Raw genomic sequence first — 17,435 nt, forward strand, 5'->3', positions numbered from 1 at the left:
GGGGTGCCGACGCCGCTACGCGTCGCCGCCGTCGCCCTCGGAGGAGTCGATGTCCTTCTCCAGGCCGAACTGCTCCACCAGCCACTTGTCGAACTCGATGCTGGCGCGCACCCAGCTCACCGTGGACGAGACGAAGTGCTCCAGCGAGACGCCCGTGCCCACCAGCATCTGCGCCTCACCGATCAGCCGGACGCTGCCGTCGTCGTGGGTGTGGCTGTAGACCTTGGGCCACAGGGTGCGGCGGTTCCAGTCGTCGATGGCCTCCAGCAGCTTGGGCTTGTCCTCGATGGTGTGCGGCCGGTCGTAGAACGTACGGACCGAGAAGACCTGCTGCTCCGCCTCACCCCGGAACATGAAGTAGGTGCGGAACTCCTCCCACGGCGCCGCGAGGTCCCCCTCGTCGTCGACGACGTACTTCAGCTCCATCTGGTCCAGGAGCTGCTTGACGAGGTCCTGGTCGGGGATGATCGGTCCGGTGGGACCGGACTCCTCCGGCTCCTCGGGCTGGCCCCCGAAGTTCGGGATCGAGGACGGGTCGATGCTCACGTGGGTGTTCCCTTCATACGGCTTCGGTCATCCTCCCGCACGGGCCCCCCGCGGTGACAACCCTGGGGGTTCGGCCCGGCCGGAGGCAGCGGAGGGGCGGAGCCCGCTGTGTGCGGCACCGCCCCACCCTTTCACCGTTTCCTGTTTCCGGCGCCCCAGGACGCCCAGGACGCCCCGCCTCCCGTACCCCGGGCGGCCGGTGCACCGGGCGCCGCGCCCGGGGCACGGGAGGCGACTGCGGAAGGGCCGGCAGCCGGCCCCCTCCGCAGCTCCCGACGGTCTCAGGCGTACGCAGACGGGCTCAGACGGGCTATGGGCTCAGTCTCCCGCGGCCGCTCCGGCGGCCGAGCCCACCACCAGGCCCTCCCACCCCTCGACGTGGTCCACCCGGACGGTGTCGCCGTCGCGGACCTCGCCCGCGAGGATCTCCCGCGCGAGCTGGTCGCCGATGGCCGTCTGCACCAGGCGGCGCAGCGGCCGGGCACCGTACGCCGGGTCGTTGCCCTCCGTGGCGAGCCAGTCCAGCGCGGCGGGGGTGACATCCAGCGTCAGCCGCCGCTCGGCGAGGCGGGCCTGCAGCGCGTCGACCTGGAGCCGGGCGATCCGCCGCAGCTCGTCCCCGGCCAGCGCGGAGAAGACGACCAGGTCGTCCAGCCGGTTCAGGAACTCGGGCCGGAAGGCGGACCGGACGGCGGCGAGCACCTGCTCGCGCTTCTCCTCTTCCTTCTCCAGCGGGTCCATCAGGAACTGGCTGCCCAGATTGGAGGTGAGGATGAGGATGGTGTTGCGGAAATCGACGGTGCGGCCCTGGCCGTCGGTGAGCCGGCCGTCGTCGAGGACCTGGAGCAGCACGTCGAAGACCTCGTGGTGCGCCTTCTCCACCTCGTCCAGCAGGACGACGCTGTAGGGGCGGCGCCGCACGGCCTCGGTGAGCTGGCCGCCCTCCTCGTAGCCGACGTACCCGGGCGGTGCGCCGACCAGCCGGGCGACGCTGTGCTTCTCCCCGTACTCGCTCATGTCGATGCGGACCATGGCCCGCTCGTCGTCGAAGAGGAAGTCCGCGAGCGCCTTGGCCAGCTCCGTCTTCCCGACACCGGTGGGGCCGAGGAACATGAACGAGCCGGTGGGGCGGTCGGGGTCGGCGATACCGGCCCGGCTGCGGCGCACCGCGTCGGAGACCGCGCGCACCGCCTCCTGCTGCCCGATCAGCCGCTTGCCGAGCTCCTCCTCCATCCGCAGGAGCTTCTGCGTCTCGCCCTCCAGCAGCCGGCCGGCCGGGATGCCCGTCCAGGAGGCGACGACGTCGGCGATGTCGTCCGAGCCGACCTCCTCCTTGACCATCTTGCTGTCCTTGTCTTCCTGGCCCGCCGCGATCTCCTTCTTGGCCTCTTCCTCCTCCTCGGTGGCGGCCGCCAGCTCGCGCTCGACGGCCGGGATCTCGCCGTAGAGGAGCTTGGAGGCGGTGCCGAGGTCGCCGTCGCGCCGGGCGCGCTCGGCCTGGCCGCGCAGCTCGTCCAGCGTCTCCTTCAGCTCACCGACCCGGTTGAGGCCCCGCTTCTCCTTCTCCCAGCGGGCGGTGAGCCCCCGCAGGTCCTCCTCCTTGTCGGCCAGCTCGCGGCGCAGCCGCTCCAGCCGCTCGACGGAGGCGGGGTCGGTCTCCTTGTCCAGGGCCAGCTCCTCCATCTTGAGCCGGTCGACGGCCCGCTGGAGCTCGTCGATCTCCACGGGTGAGGAGTCGATCTCCATCCGGAGCCGGGAGGCCGCCTCGTCCACCAGGTCGATGGCCTTGTCGGGGAGGAAGCGGGAGGTGATGTAGCGGTCCGAGAGAGCGGCGGCGGCCACCAGCGCGCTGTCGGAGATCTGCACCTTGTGGTGCGCCTCGTACCGCCCCTTGAGCCCGCGCAGGATCGCGATGGAGTCCTCGACGGTCGGCTCGGCCACCAGCACCTGCTGGAAGCGGCGCTCCAGGGCCGGGTCCTTCTCGATCCGCTCGCGGTACTCGTCCAGCGTGGTGGCGCCGACCATCCGCAGCTCGCCGCGGGCCAGCATCGGCTTGAGCATGTTGCCCGCGTCCATCGCCGAGTCGCCGCCCGCGCCCGCTCCGACGACGGTGTGCAGCTCGTCGATGAAGGTGATGATCTGGCCGTCGCTCTCCTTGATCTCGGAGAGCACGGTCTTGAGCCGCTCCTCGAACTCACCGCGGTACTTGGCGCCCGCCACCATGGCGCCCAGGTCGAGGGCGACCAGCCGCTTGTTCCGCAGCGACTCCGGTACGTCGCCCTTGACCACCCGCTGAGCCAGCCCCTCGACGACGGCGGTCTTGCCGACGCCGGGCTCGCCGATGAGGACGGGGTTGTTCTTGGTGCGCCGGGAGAGCACCTGCACCACCCGGCGGATCTCCTGGTCCCGGCCGATGACGGGGTCGAGCTTGCCGTCCCGGGCCGCGGCGGTCAGGTCGGTGCCGAACTTCTCCAGGGCCTTGTAGGTGCCCTCGGGGTCCGGGTTGGTGACCCGCCGGCTGCCGCGCTGCGCGTTGAAGGCGTCCAGCAGCTTCCGGTCGTCGGCGCCCTGCTGCTCGAGCAGCTCGCCGGTGGCGCCGCCCTTGGCCGCCAGCGCGATCAGCAGGTGCTCGGTGGAGACGAAGCTGTCGCCGAGGTCCTTGGCGCGCTGGGCCGCGTCGGCGATGACGGCGTGCAGGTCGCGGTCGGCCTGCGGCCGGCTCACCGTCTGCCCCTGCACGGTGGGCAGGGCCGCGAGCAGCCGCTCGGCGCCCGAGCGCAGCGCCGCCTGATCGGCCTCGACGCCGGCGATCAGATCCTGGATGTTCTCGTTGTCCTCGCCCGTGAGCAGGGCGAGCAGCAGATGGGCCGGGGTGATGTCGGGGTGCCCGTCGCTCACCGCCCGGTCGTTGGCCGCGCCGATGGCGTCCCGGCTCTTGTTGGTCAGCTCCGCGTCCACTGTCCTGCGTCCTCCTCCAGTGCTGGCTGCGGGTGCCGTGCCCTGGCGCCCCCTGCGCCCCGATCACCGGCACTTGCTACCCATAGCATGCAACAAGTTGAGTCTATTCCACTCAACCTGAAAACGTCTACGATCCTTCTTGGTTCCCGGCCGTTCCGGCCCGGAAAATCGCCCAACGAGCCGCTCGGCAGCGGCATTTGGAGCTGACAGAGTGAAGATCGGCATTGCTGGCACCCACCGTGTCGCCACGGTGATGGTCACTTCCTCGGCCGTCCTGACGGCAGGCGCACTGGCCGCACCGGCCGCCGCGGCAGCCCCCGCGGCCCCCGCACCGACCGCCGCCCGCACGGCCGCGGCCCCCGCGGTCGCAGCCGCCAAGAAGCCGTCCGTCACCGCCAAGGGCGGCTACGTGATGAACAGCGGCACCGGCAGGAGCCTCTACACCAAGGCCGCCGACACCCGGCGGTCCACCGGCTCGACCACAAAGATCATGACTGCCCGGGTGGTGCTCGCCCGCAAGAACCTCGACCTCTCCCGGAAGGTCACCATCCGGAAGGCGTACAGCGACTACATCGTCCGCAACACCGCCTCCTCGGCGCGGCTGATCGTCGGCGACAAGGTCACCGTCCGTCAGCTCCTCTACGGGATGATGCTGCCCTCCGGGTGCGACGCCGCCTACGCGCTCGCCGACACCTTCGGCAAGGGCAGCACCCGCTCCGCGCGGGTCAAGTCCTTCATCGGCTCGATGAACTCCACGGCCCGCAGCCTCGGCCTGAAGCACACGCACTTCGACTCGTTCGACGGCATCGGCAAGGGCCGCAACTACTCCACCCCGCGCGATCTGACCAAGCTCGCCCGCGACGCGATGCGCTCCCCGACCTTCCGCTCGATCGTGAAGACCCGCTCCACCAAGCAGAAGACGGCCACCAAGAGCGGCGGCTACCGGTACATGAACTGGCGCAACACCAACCCGCTGCTGGGCGGCTACTCCGGAGCGCTCGGCGTCAAGACCGGCTCGGGTCCCGAGGCGAAGTACTGCCTGGTCTTCGCCGCCAAGCGGGGTGGCAAGACCGTGATCGGCACCGTGCTGGCCTCCTCCTCGTCCGCCAACCGCACGAAGGACGCGAAGAAGCTGCTCTCCTACGGTTTCGCGAAGTAACCGCGGCAGACCGCGCCGCCCGGCCCCGGAGCCGCTTCCGGGGCCGGGACCGGCAGCCGGGACCGGTGGCCGGCACCGCCCCGGGGCGGTGGCCGCCGGGTGCCGGGCCCGGGTCACTCCCGGGGACGGGGCCGCCAGACCACCAGCGCGCTGGACTGGCGCACGTCCTCGTAGGGCACCAGATCGCGCCGGTAGGAGGCGTGCACCTGGGCCTCCCGCTGCTGCATCGCCGCCGCGGCGCCCTCCACCGCGGCCGACAGTTCGGCCACCCGCTGCTGGAGCGCCGTGACCTGGTTCTCCAGCTCGATGATCCGCTTGATACCGGCGAGGTTGATGCCCTCGTCCTGACTGAGCCGCTGCACCTCGCGCAACTGCTCGATGTCGCGGGCCGAGTAGCGGCGGCCCCGCCCGGGCGTCCGGTCGGGCGAGACCAGCCCGAGCCGGTCGTACTGCCGCAGGGTCTGCGGGTGCAGCCCCGAGAGCTGCGCTGCGACCGAGATGACGTAGACAGGAGACTCGTCCGTCAGCTCGTACGCCGCGGAGCGCCCGGCCGCGAAGCGTCTGCGTCCGTCCCGGCCGTCCACCTCAGTCTCCCTTCGCTGCCTTGAACAACGCGGCCCGCGGATCCTCACCCGCCGTCGCGTCCCGGTAGGACTCCAGGGAGTCCTTCGCCTCGTCGTCCAGCGCCACCGGCACCGCGACCTCCACCGTCACCAGCAGATCGCCGCGGGTACCGTCCTTGCGGACCGCGCCCTTGCCCCGGGCCCGCATCGTCCGCCCGGACGGCGTACCCGGCGGGACCTTGAGGGTGACCGGCGGACCGCCCAGCGTGGGGACCTTCACCTCGCCGCCGAGGGCGGCCTCCGGGAAGGTGACCGGAACCGTGACCGTCAGATTGTCGCCCCTGCGACCGAACACCGGGTGCTTGTCCACGTTGACGACGACATACAGATCACCGTTGGGGCCGCCGCGCTCGCCGGGGGCGCCCTTGCCGCGCAGCCGGATGCGCTGCCCGTCGGTGACGCCCGCCGGGATGCGGACCTGCATCGTGCGCGAGCTGGTCGCCCGGCCGGACCCCTTGCAGGTGTCGCAGGGGTCCTGCGCGATCAGGCCGCGGCCCTTGCAGTCCACGCACGGGTCGGTCAGCGAGAAGCCGCCGCCCGTGCCCCGGGAGACCTGCCCGGTCCCCACACAGGTGGGGCACACCCGCGGGGTGCCGTTCTTGTCCCCCGTCCCCGCGCAGTCCTTGCACGCGGCGCTGGAGGACATCCGCAGCGGGACCGTGGCCCCGTCCACCGCCTCGGTGAAGCTGAGCGTCACCTCGGACTCGATGTCCTGCCCGCGCCGGGGCTGGGTGCGGGTACCGGCGCCGCCGCGGTTGAACAGCCCGCCGAAGACGTCGCCGAGCCCGCCGCCGAAGCCCCCGGCACCACCGGGGCCGCCGGGACCGCCGGCTCCGCCGCCGCCCTGGCCGCCGAACAGGTCGCCCAGGTCGAAGTTGAACGTTCCGGCGCCGCCCGGTCCGCCCGCGCCGCCGCCGGGCCGGAAGCCGCCGCCGTTGCCGAAGAGACTGCGCGCCTCGTCGTACTCCTTGCGCCGTTTGGCGTCGCCGAGGACGTCATACGCCTCGGAGGCGTCCTTGAAGCGCTCCTCGGCCTTGGGGTCGCCCGCGTTGGCGTCCGGGTGGTTCTCCCGGGCCAGCTTGCGGTACGCCTTCTTGATCTCGGCTTCGGTGGCGTCCTTGGGGACGCCGAGGACCTTGTAGTAGTCCTTCTCGATGAAGTCCTTGGTACTCATCCTCGACGTCCCTCCTCCCGCACGCGGTCAGCCCTCGTCCGGGCCACCGTTCTCCTCTTCAGCCGCCGGCGCCTCGGCACCGGCCTCGCCCTTGCCGCCCGCGGCACCGGGCTGCGGCTCGGCCACGCCGACCCGCGCGGGACGGATGGTCCGCTCGCCGATTCGGTACCCGGGTTGCAGGATCTGCACGCACGTCGTCTCCGTGACGTCCGGAGAGTAGGAGTGCATCAGGGCCTCGTGCACCGTCGGGTCGAAGGGCTCGCCCTCCTTGCCGAACTGCATCAGACCCATCTTGGCCGCGACGGTCTCCAGCGACTCGGCGACCGACTTGAAGCCGCCCACCAGCTCGCCGTGGTCCCGCGCCCGGCCGATGTCGTCCAGCACCGGCAGCAGCTCGGTCAGCAGGTTCGCGACGGCGATCTCCTTGACCGCCTCCCGGTCCCGCTCGACCCTGCGGCGGTAGTTCTGGAACTCCGCCTGCAGCCGCTGCAGGTCCTGGGTGCGCTCGTGGAGGGCCTTGCGGGCGGCCTCCAGCTCGGACGGGGCGCCCTCGGCGGACTCGCCCCGCTCCTGGTCGCCGCCCTCCGCGTCCCAGACGTCCTGTGCGCTCACATCGCCCTCACTCTGCTGGGCGTCCCCGGCCGACGGCGCCCCGGGCGCCGCCTCCTGGTCGGAGGCGGCGGCCCGGTCCGCTTCGCTCGGCTCACCGGCGTCGGCGGGGACGTCGGACTCCTTGCCGAAGCCCGCGGTCTCCTCCGTCACGCCGCACCGTCCTTGGGCTTCTGGTCCTCGTCGACGATCTCGGCGTCCACGACGTCGTCCTCACCGGCGCCGCCCTCGGCCTTGCCCGCACCGGCCGCGCCGCCCTCGGCGCCGCCCTCCTGGGCCTGCTGGGCGTCGGCGTAGAGGGCCTGGCCCAGCTTCTGGCTGGTGGCCGCGACCTTCTCGGACGCCTCGCGGATGGCCGCGGTGTCCTCGCCCTTGAGCTTCTCCTTCAGGTCCTCCAGCGAGGTCTCGACCTCGGACTTGGTCTCGGCCGGGACCTTCTCCTCGTTGTCCTTGAGGAACTTCTCCGTCGTGTAGACGAGCTGCTCGGCCTGGTTGCGCGTCTCGGCGGCCTCGCGGCGCTTGTGGTCCTCGTCGGCGTACTGCTCGGCCTCCCGCATCATCCGCTCGATGTCGTCCTTGGGAAGGCTGGAGCCGCCGGTGACCTGCATCTTCTGTTCCTTGCCGGTGCCCAGGTCCTTGGCGGAGACGTGCATGATCCCGTTGGCGTCGATGTCGAAGGTGACCTCGATCTGCGGGACGTTGCGCGGCGCCGGGGGCAGGCCGGTCAGCTCGAACATGCCGAGCTTCTTGTTGTAGGCGGCGATCTCCCGCTCGCCCTGGAAGACCTGGATCTGCACCGAGGGCTGGTTGTCCTCCGCGGTGGTGAAGGTCTCCGAGCGCTTGGTCGGGATGGTGGTGTTCCGCTCGATCAGCTTGGTCATGATGCCGCCCTTGGTCTCGATACCGAGGGACAGCGGGGTGACGTCCAGCAGCAGGACGTCCTTGACCTCGCCCTTGAGCACACCGGCCTGGAGGCTGGCGCCGATCGCCACGACCTCGTCCGGGTTCACGCCCTTGTTCGCGTCCTTGCCGCCGGTCAGCTCCTTGACGAGCTCCGCGACGGCCGGCATCCGGGTGGAGCCGCCGACGAGCACCACGTGGTCGATCTCGCTGAGTTGGATGCCCGCGTCCTTGATCACGTTGTGGAACGGGGTCTTGCAGCGCTCCAGCAGGTCCTGCGTGAGCTGCTGGAACTGCGCCCGGGTCAGCTTCTCGTCCAGGTGCAGCGGGCCCTCGGCCGAAGCGGTGATGTAGGGCAGGTTGATCGTGGTCTCGGTGGACGAGGAGAGCTCGATCTTCGCCTTCTCCGCGGCCTCCCGGAGGCGCTGGAGGGCCATCTTGTCCTTGCCCAGGTCCACGCCGTGGCCGGACTGGAACTGCTTGACCAGGTAGTCGACGACCCGCTGGTCCCAGTCGTCACCACCGAGGTGGTTGTCGCCGTTGGTCGCCTTGACCTCGACGACACCGTCGCCGATCTCCAGCAGCGAGACGTCGAAGGTACCGCCGCCGAGGTCGAAGACCAGGATCGTCTGGTCCTCCTTCTCCAGCCCGTAGGCGAGGGCCGCGGCGGTCGGCTCGTTGACGATCCGGAGCACGTTCATGCCCGCGATCTCGCCGGCCTCCTTGGTGGCCTGCCGCTCGGCGTCGTTGAAGTACGCCGGGACGGTGATGACCGCGTCGGCGACCTTCTCGCCCAGGTACGACTCGGCGTCCCGCTTCAGCTTCTGCAGCACGAAGGCGCTGATCTGCTGCGGGTTGAACTCCTTGTCGTCGATACCGATCTTCCAGTCGGTACCCATGTGCCGCTTGACCGACCGGATTGTCCGGTCGACGTTGGTGACCGCCTGCCGCTTGGCCACCTCGCCGACGAGCACTTCGCCGTTCTTCGCGAAGGCCACGACGGACGGCGTGGTCCTGGCGCCCTCGGCGTTGGTGATGACGGTGGGCTCACCGCCCTCGAGAACACTGACGACGGAGTTCGTCGTACCCAGGTCGATGCCGACCGCACGAGCCATTTCGGGTTCCTCCAGCTTGGTCTTGAGTGAAGCTGACTCAAGAGTGCACGACCGGAGAGAATGCGTCAAGAAGCTTGAGCCGGGCCGACTCAACCTCTATGACTACGGTGCGCGCATACGTCCCTGCGGGGAGGCGCGGAGAGGCGCCCGCCAGGGCGTACGGACCGGTGGACGACCGCGGGGTCGGCGCCTCCGCGGAAGGGCCGGCGCCTCCGTGGCGGCGTCGGCACCCCCGGCGGCGGGGAGGGCCGGCGCCCCTCCGGCGGGACGCGGCGGACGCGGTACCCCTCTGGCGGGACCGGGGACTCCGCGGCGGGCCCGGGACCCCGCGCCGACGGGGCCCGCCCGTGCGGGGCGACGCAAATCACCGGGGTGCGCGGTGCAGGGAGCGGCGACGAGTGGGTAGTCTCGTACGGACTGGATAAGTTACTGCTTAGTAAACGCCGCCTCCGTGCTCCGAGGAGCCGCTATGCAACTCGCCGCGATCGTCGTCACGCTGCTGCTCACCGCGGTCGGCGTTGCGCTGTTCGCCCGCGCCATTGCGCAGATCTACCGCTTCGTCAGGCTCGGCCAGCCACTGCCCGCGGGTACCCGCAAGGACAGCCCCAAGCAGCGAACGGCCACGCTGGCCCGGGAGTTCCTCGGGCACACGAGGATGAACAGGTGGGGCGTGGTGGGCGTCGCCCACTGGTTCGTGGCGATCGGCTTCCTCACCCTGCCGCCGACCATCGTCAACGCCTACGGCCAGCTCTTCCAGGCCGACTGGACGCTGCCGGTCATCGGCGGCTGGCTGCCGTACGAGATGTACATCGAGTTCATCGGCTTCGCGACCACCGTCGGGATCGCCGTCCTGATGGTGATCCGGCTGCTGAGCCTGCCCTCCCGCGCGGGCCGCAAGTCGCGCTTCGCGGGCTCGAAGATGGGCCAGGCGTACTTCGTCGAGTACGTCATCTTCGTCATCGGCCTGGCCATCATGATGCTGCGCGGCCTCGAGGGCGCCCTGCACCACGTGGACAGCTACGAGCCGGCCTACTTCCTCTCCTACCCGCTGGTCGCGGCCTACAACGGGCTCGACACCGGCGCGCTGCAGAACCTCGTCTACCTCTGGGCGCTGATCAAGCTGGGCACGACCATGATCTGGATGATCACGGTCGGCCTGAACACCAACATGGGTGTGGCCTGGCACCGGTTCCTGGCGTTCTTCAACATCTGGTTCAAGCGGGAGGCCACCGGCGGCGCGTCGCTCGGCGAGCTCCAGCCGATGATGTCCGGCGGCAAGGTCATCGACTTCGAGACGGCCCTGGACGACAGCGACGAGGACGCCGAGGAGGTCCGCTTCGGCGCCTCCCAGGTCGAGGACTTCTCCTGGAAGGGCATCCTCGACTTCTCCACCTGCACCGAGTGCGGCCGCTGCCAGTCGCAGTGCCCCGCCTGGAACACCGGCAAGCCCCTCTCGCCGAAGCTGCTGATCATGTCGCTGCGCGACCACGCGTACGCCAAGGCCCCGTATCTGCTGGCGGGCGGCGGCAAGACGATGGAGGGCGCGGAGAAGGCGACCGAGGAGCAGCTCAAGGACGTCCCGGCGGCCGCGCTGGCCGAGGCGGAGCGCCCGCTGGTGGGCACCGCCGAGGAGAACGGCGTCATCGACCCGGACGTGCTGTGGTCCTGCACCACCTGCGGCGCCTGCGTCGAGCAGTGCCCCGTCGACATCGAGCACATCGACCACATCGTCGACATGCGCCGCTACCAGGTGATGATCGAGAGCGCGTTCCCCTCCGAGGCGGGGACGATGCTCAAGAACCTGGAGAAGAAGGGCAACCCCTGGGGCCTGGCCAAGAAGCAGCGGCTGGAGTGGACCAAGGAGATCCAGCAGGACGCGGGCTTCGAGGTGCCGATCGTCGGCAAGACGATCGAGGACCTGACCGAGGTCGAGTACCTGTACTGGGTCGGCTGCGCCGGCGCCCTGGAGGACCGCGCGAAGAAGACCACGAAGGCGTTCGCCGAGCTGCTGCACATCGCGGGCGTCAACTTCGCCATCATGGGCGGCGACGAGAAGTGCACCGGTGACTCGGCCCGCCGGCTGGGCAACGAGTTCCTCTTCCAGCAGCTCGGCGAAGAGAACGTGGGCACGCTGAACGCGGCCTTCGGCGAGTCCCTCGGCGAGGACGGCGAGGTGGACCCGGCGACGCAGAAGCCGAAGTCCGCGAAGAAGATCGTCGCGACCTGCCCGCACTGCTTCAACACGCTGGCGAACGAGTACCCGCAGCTCGGCGGGCACTACGAGGTCATCCACCACACCCAGCTGCTCCAGCACCTCATCGACGAGGGCAGGCTGGTGCCGGTCACCCCGGTCGAGGGTCTGATCACCTACCACGACCCCTGCTACCTCGGCCGCCACAACAAGGTCTACACCCCGCCCCGCGAGATCATCGGCCGGGTGCCGGGCCTGCGCAACGAGGAGATGCACCGGCACAAGGAGCGCGGCTTCTGCTGCGGCGCCGGCGGCGCCCGGATGTGGATGGAGGAGCGCATCGGCAAGCGGGTCAACAACGAGCGCGTGGACGAGGCGCTGTCCCTCGATCCGGACATCGTCTCCACGGCCTGCCCGTTCTGCCTCGTCATGCTGACCGACTCGGTCAACGGCAAGAAGAACGACGGCAAGGCCAAGGAAACGCTGCAGGTCGTGGACGTGGCTCAGCTCCTGCTGGACTCGGTGAAGACACCCGGCGAGCCCCCGGCGGCCGACGGCGAGACGGAGAAGGACCCGGAGCCCGAGCCGGAGCCCGCCTCGTAGCGCCCGGATGGCCTGAACCTGGTACTTCGCACCCTCGCGATGGCCGGTCCCGTATCCACGGGGCCGGCCGTTGCGCGTTTTCCGGCAAGTCGTGGTCAAATGCGATCAGTTAACGCACCACACGAGCCAAACCACGGTCGCGGTATACCCATTGCCGCGTACCGGGCCTAGCCTCCTAACCGCACGTACGCGGAGCGGAGCAGCAGGACAGGCGAGGAGGAGCAGCAGGTGGCGGACCGCGAGGCCCCGGGCCCTACGGCCCAGGACGGACCGGCCGAAAACGGCCGGCCGCCGGACCCCGGCCCGCGCACGGTCACCCGGAGCCGACCCTCGGCCCGGTCCGCGGCCCGGTTCGCCGCCCGATCCACCTCGCGGTCCGCCGTCAGGTCCGCCGCCCGGCCCGTCTCCCGGCCCGCCCGGTCCGCCCGGTCCGACTCCCGGCCCGGCTCCCGGCCCGCCCGGTCCGGCTCCCGGCCCGTCTCCCGGACCGCCCGGTCCGCCGCCCGGCCCATCTCCCGGTCAACAGCCCGGGAAGGTGCCGCATGCTGACGCCCGAACTGCTGTGCCGACTGCGCTTCACCCTCCGCGACCTGCCCAGACTGCGGGCCGAGGTCGAGGCACGGGCCGCGTCGGCGGGGCTGGGCGAGCCACGCCGGGGCGAGTTCGTCGTCGCGGTCGACGCCGTGGCCACCAACGCCGTCGAACACGCGGGCGGCGGCGGACAACTCGTGCTGCGCCACCTGGCCGGCGAGCTGGAATGCCAGGTCGCCGACTCCGGCCCCGGCTTCACGGAGGACGTCATCCCCGAACTGCTGCCCGGCCTGGACGGCGCCACGAGCGGGCGCGGCCTGTGGCTGGCCCGACTGGTGACCGACCGGCTGACCGTGGCCGGCGGAACCGGCCAGGGCGCCGTCGTCACCTTCGCCGTCCGCCTCCCGGGAGAGTGACCTCCGCCCGGGAGTGACCTCCCTCCGGAGGAGCGGGCCCTCCTCCCCCGTTCCTTCCCGGCCGGGCCGCCTCCCCCTGCGGTGGGGGTCACATCAGCCGGTTCCCCTAGGGGATGTCACAGGTCAGCAGCGATGTCCGGCCATCTCGCCCGGCCGTGGCACACGTAACCCGCGGAACACGGTACGTTCGATCGCGTGGCTGGTTTCAGGAGCGGACGCGGCCGGGACTCCCGGGGCGCGCAGCAGCATGGGCAGTACCCGCAGCACCCCTCGGGTCCACCGTACCCGCAGGGCCCGGGGGCAGGACCAGGCCCCGGTCCAGGGCCCGCGCCCGGCCCCTGGCAGGGCGGCGCGCAGCACGGCGAGCCGGAGTACTTCGGTGACCCGCAGCCGCACTACGGCGGACCGCAGGGCCCCGGCCCGGGTCCCGGCCGCGGTCCCGGTCCCGGTCCCGGTGCGCACGGCGGACAGCCCGGTGCCCCGCAGGGCTGGCACGGGCAGGACCCGCACGCCAACAACCCGGGCAACACCCAGGCGTTCAGCATCCACGATCCGTACGGCGGCCCCGGCCCCGATCCCTACGGTCCCGGCGGTGGCCCCGGTCCGGACGGCTACGGGTACACCGACGGCGCGACGTACCACGCGGGCAATTCCCCCGCCCCGCCGCCAGGCCCCCGGCTGCACTGGAAGGACCTGCTGACCGGAATCGTGCTGCGGCCGAACGCCACGTTCTGGCAGATGCGCGACTACCCGGTGTGGGCCCCCGCGCTGATCGTCACGTTCGTCTACGGGCTGCTCGCGGTCTTCGGCCTCGACCAGGCGCGCGAGGACGTCCTCCACACGGCGCTCTCGCAGGCCGTCCCGTACGTGCTGATCACCGGCGTGGCCGTGGTGATCGCGGGGCTGATCCTGGGCACCGTCACCCACACGCTGGCCCGGCAGTTCGGCGGCGACGGCTCATGGCAGCCCACCGTCGGACTCGCCATGCTGATCATGTCCCTCACGGACGCCCCGCGACTGCTGTTCGCCCTGTTCCTGGGCGGCACGGCCACCTTCGTCCAGGCCGTCGGATGGGCGACCTGGGTACTCGCCGGGTTCCTGTTCACCTCGATGGTCAGCCGCTCCCACGACCTGCCCTGGCCCAAGGCCCTCGGTGCCTCCGCCATCCAGATGCTGGCCCTGCTGTTCCTGATCAAGCTGGGCACGCTGTAGGTCCGGCCGCCGGGCGGTGCGGCCCGGTCGCTTCCGCGTCCGTACGCTCCGGGCCCGTACGCTTCCGGCCCGTACGCTTCCGGGGCCGCCTCCAGGACCGTAGGACCGTACGGAAGGCGTCCCGGGCCGGGGCGCGCCGCCGCACGGGGTGCCCCGCCGCACGGGGTGCCCCGGCACTGCGGAGGCACCCCGCCCACGGGAACGACGGCTCAACAGCTCAGCCGGCGAACCGCTGCGCCGCCGACCCGTCGCACGCGGCGAGCCGCGCCCGGTCCTCGGCGCCCGGCAGCGTCATGCACAGCCCGGTGTCCCCGGCGGGCCGGAACGTGGACCCGTTCCGCACGAACTGCTGCGCACCGGCCCCGGAGCAGTTGCCGAGTTCCAGCCCGGCCCCGTCCCGGACCGCGCCGTCGCTCTGCACGCACCGGTCGTGGGTCTGGCCCGCGTAGAGCGCCTTGCCCTGCGCGTCGTACCACCACTGCTGGTTGCGCTTGTCCGCCGCCCCGCAGGCCCAGCCGCGCACGTCCGTGCCGACCGCGCTCGCGGCCCCGTCGGCGTCCAGGCAGCTCCCGGTGCCCTCGTTCCGCAGCGGCCCGAAGGCGTCGTCCCAGGCGAGCCGGTAGAGCTTCGGCTCGCCGCGGCCGGCGGGATCCGCGCAGGAGGCTTCCCGTACGCCCTGCTGCCCGGCCCGGTACATCTCGGTGAAGCACGCGGCGAACGCGCCGTGTCCGCGCACGTTCGGGTGGAAGGACTGGCGGACCGAGTTGGAGTCCGGCGGGAACGGATTGGTGAGGTCCACGTACAGCCCGCGGGCCCAGGTGTTCTCCATGCACACCTCGTGGCCGTGGAAGAGCCGGGAGGCGTCCAGGAAGCCGGCCCCGGTGTGCGCGGCGGCCGCCCTGATGCCCTTCTCGAACTTCGGCACCGCCGTGTTGCGGCCCCAGGCGGCGTCACTGGTGTAGCCGACGCAGCCGCCGATCAGCTTGCCGGGGAACTTGGGGTTGTCCTTGATGTCCGGACCGATGGGGCTGGGGTAGGCCATCAGGACGAGCTGGTAGTCGTCGTCCGCGTAGCCCGCGTCGCGCATCACCGTCCGCAGGTCGCCCACGGTCCGCTCCACCTTGGGCACCAGGCCGTCGACCCGGTCCTGCCAGCCGGGGTCGTACTTGGGCTCGCACCGTCCCTGGAAGGTCAGATAGCGGGTGACGCAGTCGGTCATCACCGGCCCGAACTGCAGGTCGTCGTTGGCCCCGACGACGAGCATGATCTGCTTGAGGCGGGTGTTGCGTGCCTTGATGGCCAGGCTGTCGCTCTGCACCAGCTCGTCGGCGTACTGCTTGCTGCCGCCGATCCGGATGTTCTCGGTGCTCGCACCGGAGCAGGCCACGTTGTACGTCACGTCGGCGTCGATGCCCGTACGGTGTACGGCCGCATCCGGCGACCGGTGGCACCAGTTGTCCGGACCGTTGGTGCCCGGCTCGTAGGTGCCGACACCCTCCCCGGAGATCTCGCTGTCGCCGAGCGAGATGAGGCTCGTGCTGCGCTCGTCCAGCGGCCGCTCCTCCGGGCTGCCGTAGAGCTCCCGGGCCTCCTCCGCCCGGATCTTCTCCAACGCGGGCGGCAGCGCCGTACTCACACGGGCGTCCGCCTTCGCGACCGCCCCGCTCGCGACCGCCCCGCTCGTGGCAGCCCCACTCGTGGGCGCGGCAGCCGCCGCGCCCGCACCTCCGCACACCATGAGCAGAGCCGCCGCGAGCGCGGTCGCGGATCTCCTACGCGCCATCAGGTGGTCTCCCTACGGCCGGCAACATTGTTACCAGCGGTACCTACCCGCAAGTACCGGAGAAGGGAACCACCCGCGCGGGCCCCAGCGCACCGCGCTCACCCTCGACACCGCGCCGCCACGGCGGAGTTGACCGGCGCCGCCGGCCTCCCGACCCACCCTCAGGCGTCGAGAACCTGACCCTCCCGGCGGACCACAGGGGGCTCGACGGACCAAGGGAAATTGATCCACTGGTCCGTCCGCTTCCAGACGTAGTCGCACTTCACCAAGGAATGGGGCTTCTCGTAGACGACCGCGCTGCGCGCCTCGGCCACATGCTCGGCGCAGAAGTCCTGCACCAGCTTCAACGTCTTTCCGGTGTCGGCGACGTCGTCGGCGATGAGCACCTTCTTGCGGCTGAGATCGACGACATTGGGGACCGGAGGCAACATCACCGGCATAGCCAGCGTTTCCCCCACGCCGGTATAGAACTCGACATTCATCACATGAAGGTTCTTCACGTCGAGCGCATAGCCCAGGCCACCTGCCACGAAGAGCCCGCCACGGGCGATGGAGAGGATGATGTCCGGCTCGTACCCGTCGTCGGCCACCTGCTGCGCCAGCTCCCGGATGGCCTGCCCGAAGAGGCTGTAGGTCAGGTTCTCGCGCTCGTGCGCCTGCTCGTCACTCACAGGTGGCCCTCTGCTCTCTCGTCCCTCAGTTGCTCGACCGGCCGCCCGGCCGGTCACCCGGCAGGCCACTCGGCCGCGGATCCGCCTCAGACATGGGTCCGGTGAAAGTTCAGATACGAGCGGGAGGGGGTGGGCCCGCGCTGACCCTGATAGCGGGAGCCGTACCGCGCCGAGCCGTACGGGAACTCCGCGGGAGTCGTCAGCCGGAACATGCACAGCTGGCCGATCTTCATACCGGGCCACAGCTTCATGGGCAGCGTCGCCACATTGGACAGCTCGAGCGTCACATGGCCGGAGAAGCCCGGGTCGATGAAGCCCGCCGTCGAGTGCGTCAGCAGCCCCAGCCGCCCCAGCGAGCTCTTCCCCTCCAGCCGCGAGGCCACGTCCTCCGGCAACGTGATCACCTCGTAGGTGGACGCCAGCACGAACTCCCCGGGGTGCAGGATGAACGGCTCGTCGCCCTCGGCCTCGATCAGCCGCGTCAGATCGGGCTGCTCGACGGCGGGGTCGATGTGCGGATACCGGTGGTTCTCGAACACCCGGAAGTAGCGGTCCAGTCGCACGTCCACACTCGAGGGCTGCACCATGGCCGGATCGTAGGGATCGATCCGCACCCGGCCGGCATCGATCTCGGCCCGGATGTCCTTGTCTGAGAGAAGCACGGGCCGAGACTACGCGCACGAGACGGGGCCGGCCCAATCGGACCGGCCCCGCGACACCGAGAGCGCCCCCGCACAGGGGGACGCCGCGCCCTCATCCCTTCCGCTGCCGCACCACGGGCACCGCCTGCCGCAGCCGCCCGCACTGGGGGCAGCGCAACAACCGCCCAGGGCCGATCCGGGAGGTTCCGAGCTGCTGCATCGGGAACGTCGTGGTGCTGAATACATGCCCCTCGGCACACCGGACGACAGTGGATTCCATCGCTTCCCTCTCCCCAGTCACGT

13 protein-coding genes are annotated in these 17,435 nt (G+C 70.9%); 4 read left to right on the forward strand and 9 right to left on the reverse strand.

What is annotated here, in order from left to right; translation table 11 throughout:
* Nucleotides 1–15: 15 nt before the first annotated feature.
* Nucleotides 16–546, reverse strand: a complete 531-nt coding sequence (locus BMX65_RS05145; RefSeq protein ID WP_019355036.1) for a YbjN domain-containing protein — start codon at nucleotides 544–546, stop codon at nucleotides 16–18.
* 318 nt (nucleotides 547–864) lie between these two features.
* The gene (gene clpB / locus BMX65_RS05150; protein WP_074998947.1) at nucleotides 865–3,504 is read right to left on the reverse strand and encodes an ATP-dependent chaperone ClpB; all 2,640 of its coding nucleotides are present in this window, start codon (nucleotides 3,502–3,504) and stop codon (nucleotides 865–867) included.
* Between the two features lie 211 nt (nucleotides 3,505–3,715).
* On the opposite strand from clpB, the gene BMX65_RS05155 reads away from it, so the two are divergent.
* On the forward strand, nucleotides 3,716–4,663 hold the full coding sequence (locus BMX65_RS05155; protein ID WP_107437394.1) for a D-alanyl-D-alanine carboxypeptidase family protein: 948 nt from the start codon (nucleotides 3,716–3,718) through the stop codon (nucleotides 4,661–4,663).
* A 113-nt stretch (nucleotides 4,664–4,776) separates the two neighbouring features.
* Here BMX65_RS05155 and BMX65_RS05160 read toward each other — a convergent pair whose 3' ends face one another.
* The 4 genes from BMX65_RS05160 to dnaK are packed head-to-tail and all read right to left on the reverse strand — an operon-like array spanning nucleotide 4,777 to nucleotide 9,084.
* Nucleotides 4,777–5,247, reverse strand: coding sequence for a heat shock protein transcriptional repressor HspR (locus BMX65_RS05160; RefSeq protein ID WP_074998948.1), 471 nt, complete (start codon nucleotides 5,245–5,247; stop codon nucleotides 4,777–4,779).
* Nucleotide 5,248: 1 nt separating this feature from the next.
* The gene (dnaJ, locus tag BMX65_RS05165) at nucleotides 5,249–6,460 is read right to left on the reverse strand and encodes a molecular chaperone DnaJ (protein ID WP_019355032.1); all 1,212 of its coding nucleotides are present in this window, start codon (nucleotides 6,458–6,460) and stop codon (nucleotides 5,249–5,251) included.
* Between the two features lie 27 nt (nucleotides 6,461–6,487).
* Nucleotides 6,488–7,222 carry a nucleotide exchange factor GrpE gene (gene grpE, locus BMX65_RS05170; RefSeq protein WP_074998949.1) on the reverse strand — a complete coding sequence of 245 codons (735 nt, stop codon included), beginning with the start codon at nucleotides 7,220–7,222 and terminating at the stop codon, nucleotides 6,488–6,490.
* On the reverse strand, nucleotides 7,219–9,084 hold the full coding sequence (gene dnaK, locus BMX65_RS05175; protein WP_074998950.1) for a molecular chaperone DnaK: 1,866 nt from the start codon (nucleotides 9,082–9,084) through the stop codon (nucleotides 7,219–7,221). The genes grpE and dnaK overlap by 4 nt, the downstream gene beginning before the upstream one ends.
* Before the next feature lie 469 nt (nucleotides 9,085–9,553).
* On the opposite strand from dnaK, the gene BMX65_RS05180 reads away from it, so the two are divergent.
* The 3 genes from BMX65_RS05180 (at nucleotide 9,554) to BMX65_RS05195 (ending at nucleotide 14,037) form a co-directional block, all read left to right on the forward strand.
* A complete protein-coding gene (locus tag BMX65_RS05180) occupies nucleotides 9,554–11,878 on the forward strand; it encodes a (Fe-S)-binding protein (protein WP_074998951.1) in 2,325 nt (774 codons plus the stop codon).
* Between the two features lie 542 nt (nucleotides 11,879–12,420).
* On the forward strand, nucleotides 12,421–12,825 hold the full coding sequence (locus BMX65_RS05190) for an ATP-binding protein (protein WP_074998953.1): 405 nt from the start codon (nucleotides 12,421–12,423) through the stop codon (nucleotides 12,823–12,825).
* Nucleotides 12,826–13,020: 195 nt separating this feature from the next.
* Nucleotides 13,021–14,037: a Yip1 family protein gene (locus BMX65_RS05195; RefSeq protein WP_074998954.1), complete on the forward strand. Its 1,017-nt coding sequence runs from the start codon at nucleotides 13,021–13,023 to the stop codon at nucleotides 14,035–14,037.
* A gap of 217 nt (nucleotides 14,038–14,254) precedes the next feature.
* Here BMX65_RS05195 and BMX65_RS05200 read toward each other — a convergent pair whose 3' ends face one another.
* The 3 genes from BMX65_RS05200 to dcd all read right to left on the reverse strand — a co-directional run bounded on the left by BMX65_RS05200 (nucleotide 14,255) and on the right by dcd (nucleotide 17,153).
* Nucleotides 14,255–15,820 (reverse strand): ricin-type beta-trefoil lectin domain protein, encoded by a 1,566-nt coding sequence (locus BMX65_RS05200; protein ID WP_074998955.1) that lies wholly within the window; start codon nucleotides 15,818–15,820, stop codon nucleotides 14,255–14,257.
* Between the two features lie 161 nt (nucleotides 15,821–15,981).
* A complete protein-coding gene (locus BMX65_RS05205; RefSeq protein ID WP_074998956.1) occupies nucleotides 15,982–16,491 on the reverse strand; it encodes a phosphoribosyltransferase in 510 nt (169 codons plus the stop codon).
* Nucleotides 16,492–16,577: 86 nt separating this feature from the next.
* Nucleotides 16,578–17,153, reverse strand: a complete 576-nt coding sequence (gene dcd, locus BMX65_RS05210; RefSeq protein ID WP_074998957.1) for a dCTP deaminase — start codon at nucleotides 17,151–17,153, stop codon at nucleotides 16,578–16,580.
* Between the last annotated feature and the right edge of the window lie 282 nt (nucleotides 17,154–17,435).

Source organism: Streptomyces qinglanensis, from assembly GCF_900111245.1.
Classification (GTDB): domain Bacteria; phylum Actinomycetota; class Actinomycetes; order Streptomycetales; family Streptomycetaceae; genus Streptomyces; species Streptomyces qinglanensis.